At 35.6% G+C, this 7110-nt stretch carries 7 protein-coding genes and 1 pseudogene; 1 reads left to right on the top strand and 7 read right to left on the bottom strand.

The window, feature by feature from the left end; genetic code table 11:
- From J7J00_RS24380 to J7J00_RS24350, 7 genes and pseudogenes are all read right to left on the bottom strand, one after another.
- Positions 1–186 (bottom strand): transposase (locus J7J00_RS24380; protein ID WP_214795354.1); only part of this gene is annotated, 186 nt, incomplete at its 3' end.
- A 63-nt stretch (positions 187–249) separates the two neighbouring features.
- Positions 250–561: a winged helix-turn-helix domain-containing protein gene (locus J7J00_RS24375; RefSeq protein ID WP_214795352.1), complete on the bottom strand. Its 312-nt coding sequence runs from the start codon at positions 559–561 to the stop codon at positions 250–252.
- A 124-nt stretch (positions 562–685) separates the two neighbouring features.
- Positions 686–808 (bottom strand): annotated as a pseudogene (locus J7J00_RS24370) (ankyrin repeat domain-containing protein); the annotation flags it as partial.
- A gap of 133 nt (positions 809–941) precedes the next feature.
- Complete coding sequence (locus J7J00_RS24365; RefSeq protein WP_214795363.1) at positions 942–1460, bottom strand: SecY-interacting protein Syd; 519 nt, start codon at positions 1458–1460, stop codon at positions 942–944.
- A gap of 113 nt (positions 1461–1573) precedes the next feature.
- On the bottom strand, positions 1574–2029 hold the full coding sequence (locus J7J00_RS24360) for a DUF4274 domain-containing protein (RefSeq protein ID WP_214795350.1): 456 nt from the start codon (positions 2027–2029) through the stop codon (positions 1574–1576).
- Positions 2030–2056: 27 nt separating this feature from the next.
- Positions 2057–3874: a T7SS effector LXG polymorphic toxin gene (locus J7J00_RS24355; RefSeq protein WP_214795348.1), complete on the bottom strand. Its 1818-nt coding sequence runs from the start codon at positions 3872–3874 to the stop codon at positions 2057–2059.
- A gap of 914 nt (positions 3875–4788) precedes the next feature.
- A complete protein-coding gene (locus J7J00_RS24350; RefSeq protein ID WP_214795346.1) occupies positions 4789–5247 on the bottom strand; it encodes an SRPBCC family protein in 459 nt (152 codons plus the stop codon).
- A 211-nt stretch (positions 5248–5458) separates the two neighbouring features.
- Between J7J00_RS24350 and J7J00_RS24345 the strand changes: the two genes are divergently transcribed.
- A complete protein-coding gene (locus J7J00_RS24345; protein WP_214795344.1) occupies positions 5459–6727 on the top strand; it encodes an ATP-binding protein in 1269 nt (422 codons plus the stop codon).
- Positions 6728–7110 lie beyond the last annotated feature (383 nt).

The following is a 7110-nucleotide window of genomic DNA, read 5'->3' as shown; positions in this document are numbered from 1 at the left end:
CATTGGAGTCATGGACTCTTCCCCTAAACCGATTGGAGTAAATTCTTTAACCCATTTATAAATGGTAACTTCTGATACGCCATATTCGCCGCTTAATTCTTTGACCGAATTACCCGAGTGATAAAGATCTACAATAGTCTTCTTGAATTCATTATTGTACTTTTTACCTGTATTCTTACGTTCCAAGACGGACACATCCTCTCAAAAATCATTGTAAGGACTTAACTAAAATGTGTCCATGAAACTATACTAACTCCACTTTCTATCAATTTTAGTTATACTTGGATTATTAAGCACCCGTAATCCTTCATCTGTAATTTTGAAAACTGCTCTCCTAACAACTTTAATAAGTCCTGCTTTATCCAGGTAGGTCCTTGCCCAACCTACTCGATTAACTAACAATGTTTGCTTACCGCTAGGTAGCATTTCAGCAACATCTTCTTCAGTCAAATTAAAATAGCTTGCTAATATTGTATATAAATCTTGTAAACGGTACTCTTTTTTGTCTTCTAATTGTTTCAAAAATGGATACATAAAATCTTGATAACCTGGTACAGCCATAAAAATACCTCCCAAATACTTAATCATTTAAATTATAACAGCATATGGTAATATTTTTATAGATGCTATAATGAGGAGGAAGTTTCAATGACAATAAGCGAATTAGGTAATGAACTTAGAAACATGTACCAAAGGGTGTCTTCCATGTTAACATTTCTGGTTCTTTCTCAAGTAAATCTCTTACCGTATCCAATTTGCCACTTTTGATGGCACCTCTAATGTCTTTCGCAATTTGAGTTTTATCCATTTAGTTTCTCCTTTAGGTCTTCTATTATTTTAATAATATCATCTAAGTCTGAATCCGCCTTTAGGGATATTTCTTCAAATTAAAAAGTTGATAGAACCAACTTACCTCGGTTTTATCAACTTTCAATTTCCGACTATCTTTTTATTCTTAGTTTAGAAATTAATGCTTCAATACTTTCTGAAATAACCTCAAATGAATTCCTTTCGAGATCCTCTAACTTTACTTTACCGTTCTCATTATCAATTACCATTAACAAACCATTCCCTTCGATACCTAAAGGGATATTTTCTAGTCTATTGTTATGATTGCTCTTATACCCCTCTAAGGTCCCTCGGAATGAATCAAACTCGAAGTTTGGCAAAACCGCATCTAATTTAATATAGAAATCATTTAAAAATCCGTCTAAATTAGCGAACCAATACGAATTAAAAAATTCAATAATTGATTTATGGAATCCCACCCCTAAGTTCTCTTCTAACTCCTTTAAGTCATGTAAAGTAGTTTTTTCTACAGGTTTCCATGTAATATAATCTTCTTCGTCAACTTCACCTTCATAAATTATTGAATTAAGCTCTTCAGTAACTGAAGTCTTAAATAAAAAGTTCATTCCTTCATCAGCAAGATCATGTCTCATACTGAAGTATTGGCCCATTGATTTCTTAATTGACAAAAAATCACCCTTTCCGTTTTTACTTTATTAAACCAATTATAAGACATAAAAAACCTTGAAAAGCTTAAGCCATTCAAGGTTTAAAAACATTTACATTATATTTTAGGAATGTCAACCACTTCGCCTGGTGATATATTAATAAGAATATCAGGAATGTTTGGGTTATTCTTTTTCAACTTATACTTTTGGATTTTTGTTAATTCAGGGTCAAAGGAAATATTCTGAGATTTAAACTCAAAGTTTATAAGTTTATTGTAAATCTTATTCAAAAAACCTTTCCATTCCTCTAATGAAGAACTTGAAACTTCATCTGAATCTTCTAACATACGATAGCCGTCTGCATAATGAAACATTAGTAAACCGGTACCTAAATCACAAGCCTCGTTTTCTAAAATAACTCTTGGTACATCAAATCCACTATTCCAATTATAATTTGCAGCAAAATAATGAAGAAATAAAGGGTTTTCTATATTCGTTAACTCATTGATTATTATTTCTTTATCTGTATCATAAAGTAGCTGTTCAAGGAAACTAATATCTTTCTTATCCATAAGAACTTACCTCCATACAATATACATTTATTTATTTTCTAATTGTTTAAGCTTTCTCTCCCAAAGTTCTACTGTTGCACCTTGACTAGGATACAAGGGTAAACCATTCTCTTGCAATTTCCTTAAATTATTTTTTAACTCATAAACATCCTTTTGTAAACTATTAACACTTTGATTAATATCCATTTTGTTTAATGCTCTTTCAACCACTTCATTATAAACAGAATGATAACCCCTGTGCCTGGACATGGTACTTATATCATTATCTGGCACTCTTAGAAAAATACCATTTGATGAGTCATCAAAATTCATTCCTATTTTTTGAATAACAGGGTTTTTTGCCATTTCAGAAGGAATTATATGTTGTGCTTGATAACCACTCCATTTTGTAGAACGTTTAAGCCCCATATCTTCCATCATATTTTTCCCTAACTTATTGGAGTTACCTCCAGTAATAACACCTGGATTACCAGGGATAAGTCTATTAGAATTATCTATCCCCTTACCACTAACCTCAGACTCCACTCTCGCCATTGAAATTAACTGTTCTTTTAATCCAGTACCATTAACCATATTATAAGGTACTGCCCCTGCCAACGACAGTTGGTTTTTAGGATTGTATGGCAATAGGTTAGGGATAGTGGCCAGTTCTTTTGCCTTCGTAACGCCCTTTACTGCAGCTGCTTTTGTTGTCGCTACGCCAGTCTTTGTTACGGCTCCTGCGCCTTTTGTTCCTACTACTGATGTGACGACTGTTCCAAGAGCATAGGATACCCAGTGAGACCGCGAATAGGCATTTCCATTTACCATATCCCGTTCATATGAATCCGAGATGGACTTGGATATATATTTATAGGATTTTATCGGGTGCATGATCGAATTTGCTAGACCTTCAACCGCTTCCCCAGGGTCTGTGACGAGATCCCAAATTCCTGTGACAAAGTCTTTACCTACATCATAAAGGCCTACGCCGATTCCTTTTGCAACGTCTGCCGTTTGCTTGGACGCTTCAAGCTGCATCACATATTGCTGTTGTGTGGGACCTAAGTTTTCATATCCGATCTGATTCGCGATTTTGAGGAACTCATCTGGATTTGTTACATGATCGAGTTGTGCCTTCAATTCTTTGATCCGACGATTCTCTGCTTCCTCTTGCTTAACCTTCAGATATTCCGCGGTCTCTTTCTTCCTAACTTCTAGGTTTTTATAGGCTTCACTATTTTTATAAGCCGTTGCATTAAAATAGAGAGGGGATACTACTCCTCCTCTTGTACTGGATACTTTCAATTGCTCCATGAGTGCCGTCACTGCCGCCTGGTCCTCTTCAGATTTAGCGTATTCTTTCGTCCACTTATGATCGATCTCGTTTACTTTGTCTATCGTTTGGGTCCGTTTTGTTTCAGCCTTCTCGATATTTTCAAAGAACGCATCGTCAGAGAAGGGCTCTAACTGAATGATATCATCAATTCCGGAGAATATTTTTTTCAGATCATTTTTCTGGGCTGTGACCATTTCCTTGGAATTTCGACTGGCGCTTTCCAGCTCTTCCTCTAAAAAAGGGACCGTAACCACGGTTTCACTAAGGTTCGCTTCGATTGTATCTCCTTGAATTCCACTTAAAAAGGCAACATGCCGATTGATCAAACGCAGCCAAGAATCCACGACATCGATCTGTGCTTTGTAAAACCCTTTAATGGCCTCTGCTCCTTGACCCTGTAGCTCATCATCCAAATTAACGATACTCTCAAATCCTTTTTTTAATTCAGTGAGCTGTTCTTTCAGATCCTTATATTGTCCGACACGTGTTTGCATGGCAGAAACTAGTGTTTGAGATTCGTAAATCATAGACATTATTGAAAGTCCTTTCAACTTCTTTTCTTATAACTAGATTTCATTTGTATGTAATATTTTTATTCACTGTAAAATTATGGACTAAATATATTTTAGAAGAGTTTCTATATTTATTCAAGAATTGAAGGGGATTTCACTAAACAATTGTTTTTTCAAAATCTACTTTAACATAAGCCTAAAACACTTTGAGACGCAGTAATGATGTCCAGCGGCACTGAACATAAATTCGAGTTCTCCTTTTGTGCATGTTAGTAAGTGGTTCAACTTTTGCTAAAGGTACTAATATTGTTGATATTTGATCTTTTGGGACAACCCAAAATAATAGAACTGCAAAGGAAACTGTTCCACTTAACCCCACGAATATCGCATAAAATAATAATCCGAAATTTAAAGCCTTCTTATAATTCTCTTTATTTGTAGACATCAATATCAAAATTCACCACCTAATTTTAATTTTGTTTTAACCACTGTTTTTTAGAATTACTTATCATCTTCTAACCCTGCCTTTACTCCTACTCCGATACCATAACTTATTATTCTCGTATTCCTTAAAACGGCGAAGCAACTCTCTTTTTGGGGTAACCACCTGTAAGTTCAGTCAAAAATCCCCTACACCTCAATCTTTTACGACAAATAAAAAAAATCCATCTTGAAAAAAGATGGATCATTTTCTATCTGTGTTGCTGTGCCGACTTAGTTTTCACGCAGAGTTGATTGGAGCGGGTGTGCGAGACTCCTGCGGGAAATACGTGTCCAAGGGAGACCCCACAGGCGCAAAGAGCGCCGAGGAGGCTCCCGGACCGCCCGCGGAAAGCGAGTGCCTGCAGTGGAATGAAACGATCAAAGCACACCCTCCAACATGCTCAAGTGGTATGCCCCCTATCATGCGGACGATTGACTTAATTAATTCATGATCCACTTGTTTCTGCTTCAGCTACCCTTTTGACACGTTCTAAAAATTCAACTACCACTTTATCGGTAGCAAATAGTAAAAGTAATTTCAAAAACCACTTTAACGGGCGACTGGTGACTGTATATGTAAAGGAAGTCTTATTGTCATTGATTTTATTTAGTTCATAAAAAGCTGTAATTTCAAACATTTTAGCAAGTATAAAGCCCACTTTTAGCTTTTTCTCATTAGTTTCATTTAAATATTCCAATGTTTCTATATCATACTCTTCTGTTCGTTTTCCTTCTCGATATTTTTGGCGATATACGCTTCCAACCACTTCTTCCGTTATTTTAACGGGCTTGTGTTCAACTACTTGAGGCATGATTTTTTGCATATTTTCTACGGAACCATCAAGAAACTTCCAAACTTGTTCAATTGGAGCGTTTATTTCTATGTCTCTTGTCCATTTTTTCAATGATAATCACCTCTGTCTTCATTATATTTCCTTTATTATGTAAAACCAACTTTCCAACTGATAATTCGTTACATTTATCACCTAGATACAATAAACAACTCTTTTTTTGAATTTAAATGTCTTTTTGTAAATAAATTACTTTATTAAGATTCTCTTTTTTAGTGTTATTCTTGTATAATAAACGAAACGGTTACTTTTTCAGGAGAATCCTATGAATTTTATTTATATTAATCAACACATATTAGATAACCTCTTTTATATCTTGGTAAGTATTTTGATTTATTACATTTTATTGGATCATGGCAAAAGGTTAAGTCAGTATGGCAAGACCCTTATTACTGCATGCATGAGCATTCCTATTATATTATGTATGAAGTTTCCTATTTATATAGATGAATATTGTGTCCACGATCTCAGGCAAATTCCTTTTATAATAGGGACACTTTATGGTGGTTGGCCTGTAGGGGCTGCTCTGTTAGTCATCATATTAACTTTTAGGTTTGCTTTTTATGGTTTCAATTTCCTTACGTTAACTGTTTATATCGTTATATTTATTTTAACGGCTCTATTTTCTTCCAAATTCAATAATTTCAATCGAAAAAATAAGCTAAATGGCTCCATACTATTAATTTTGTTTCTAGGAATACTGACCAGCTTGATTTCACTCGGTATGTCTGATTATTTTCGAATAACGGAGGCGTATGTATTTTACTTTATTATCCTCCCTCCTTTCATTATCGCTGTAGCTGTATATATAATGGAAATTTTAAAAGATGCCATTTTAATCCGAACACAAATGATCAGGCTTGAAAAAATGGAGGTAGTCAGTCAGCTTGCGGCCAGTATTTCACATGAAGTTAGAAATCCTTTAACCGTTGTGAAAGGATTTGTTCAACTGCTAAAGGCTCCTGATCTAACCCAAGAAGTAAAAGAACAATATATACAGCATGTCGTTAGAGAGCTTAATAGTGCAGAATCCATTATTAGTGAATATTTAGCGTTTGCAAAACCTGCAATTGAAAAAGTGGATCCTATTTCAATTAACCGTGAGATAGGATATGTACTTGAAATGATAAAACCATTGGCCAGCATGAATTTAGTTACTATTTCTGAACAGTTGACTCCAGGCATTACCCGAGGGAATGTTCAACATTTCAAGCAATGCTTCCTGAACCTGATTAAAAATGGTATTGAGGCAATGCCAGAGGGTGGGGAACTCAGTATTGTTTCCTATGTAAATAATTTCGACATCATTATCGAAATAAGTGACAATGGAATAGGCATGAATAAAGAACAAATAAATCGTTTTGGCGAACCTTATTACAGTTCCAAAGAAAAAGGGACAGGGTTGGGATCAATGGTAGCTGTTAAGACCATCCAAACGATGAATGGTACACTTCATATAACTAGCCTTTTGAATAAGGGAACAACGATTTCAGTGACACTTCCCGTTTATCAAGAAGGTTATTCTGTAAAATAATAAAAAAAGTCCGCCATTATCGGCGGACTTTCAAACTGTAGACAAACTCGATGAAAACTCGGTTTGCCTGCAGTTTTTTTATTTAAAAAGTTCAGTTGATTTCAGAAATCCGCTCCCTTTCCGCCGACTGTCTGCCAAGCCGCATCAAAGCAAGCGCCTGTGGGGTCTCGGCTAGCCAGTAATTCGGCAGGAGTGTCACAAATTTCTTCAATCCAATGAGGATTACAGTAAAAACGATAAAAACCGGAGCACTTTATTCGACAAGCTACACTGTCTTGGGCCATTGACGCAGTTTATCGACCTAAACCACACAATATTCGGCCGTTCACGCACAGTATTCTACCTACCCCACATAGTATTCGACCGTTCATGTTCGACCTTCA

The organism is Bacillus sp. ISL-4, assembly GCF_018613275.1.
GTDB lineage: Bacteria > Bacillota > Bacilli > Bacillales > DSM-1321 > Peribacillus > Peribacillus simplex_E.
This window is presented reverse-complemented; position numbering and strand designations above follow the sequence as displayed.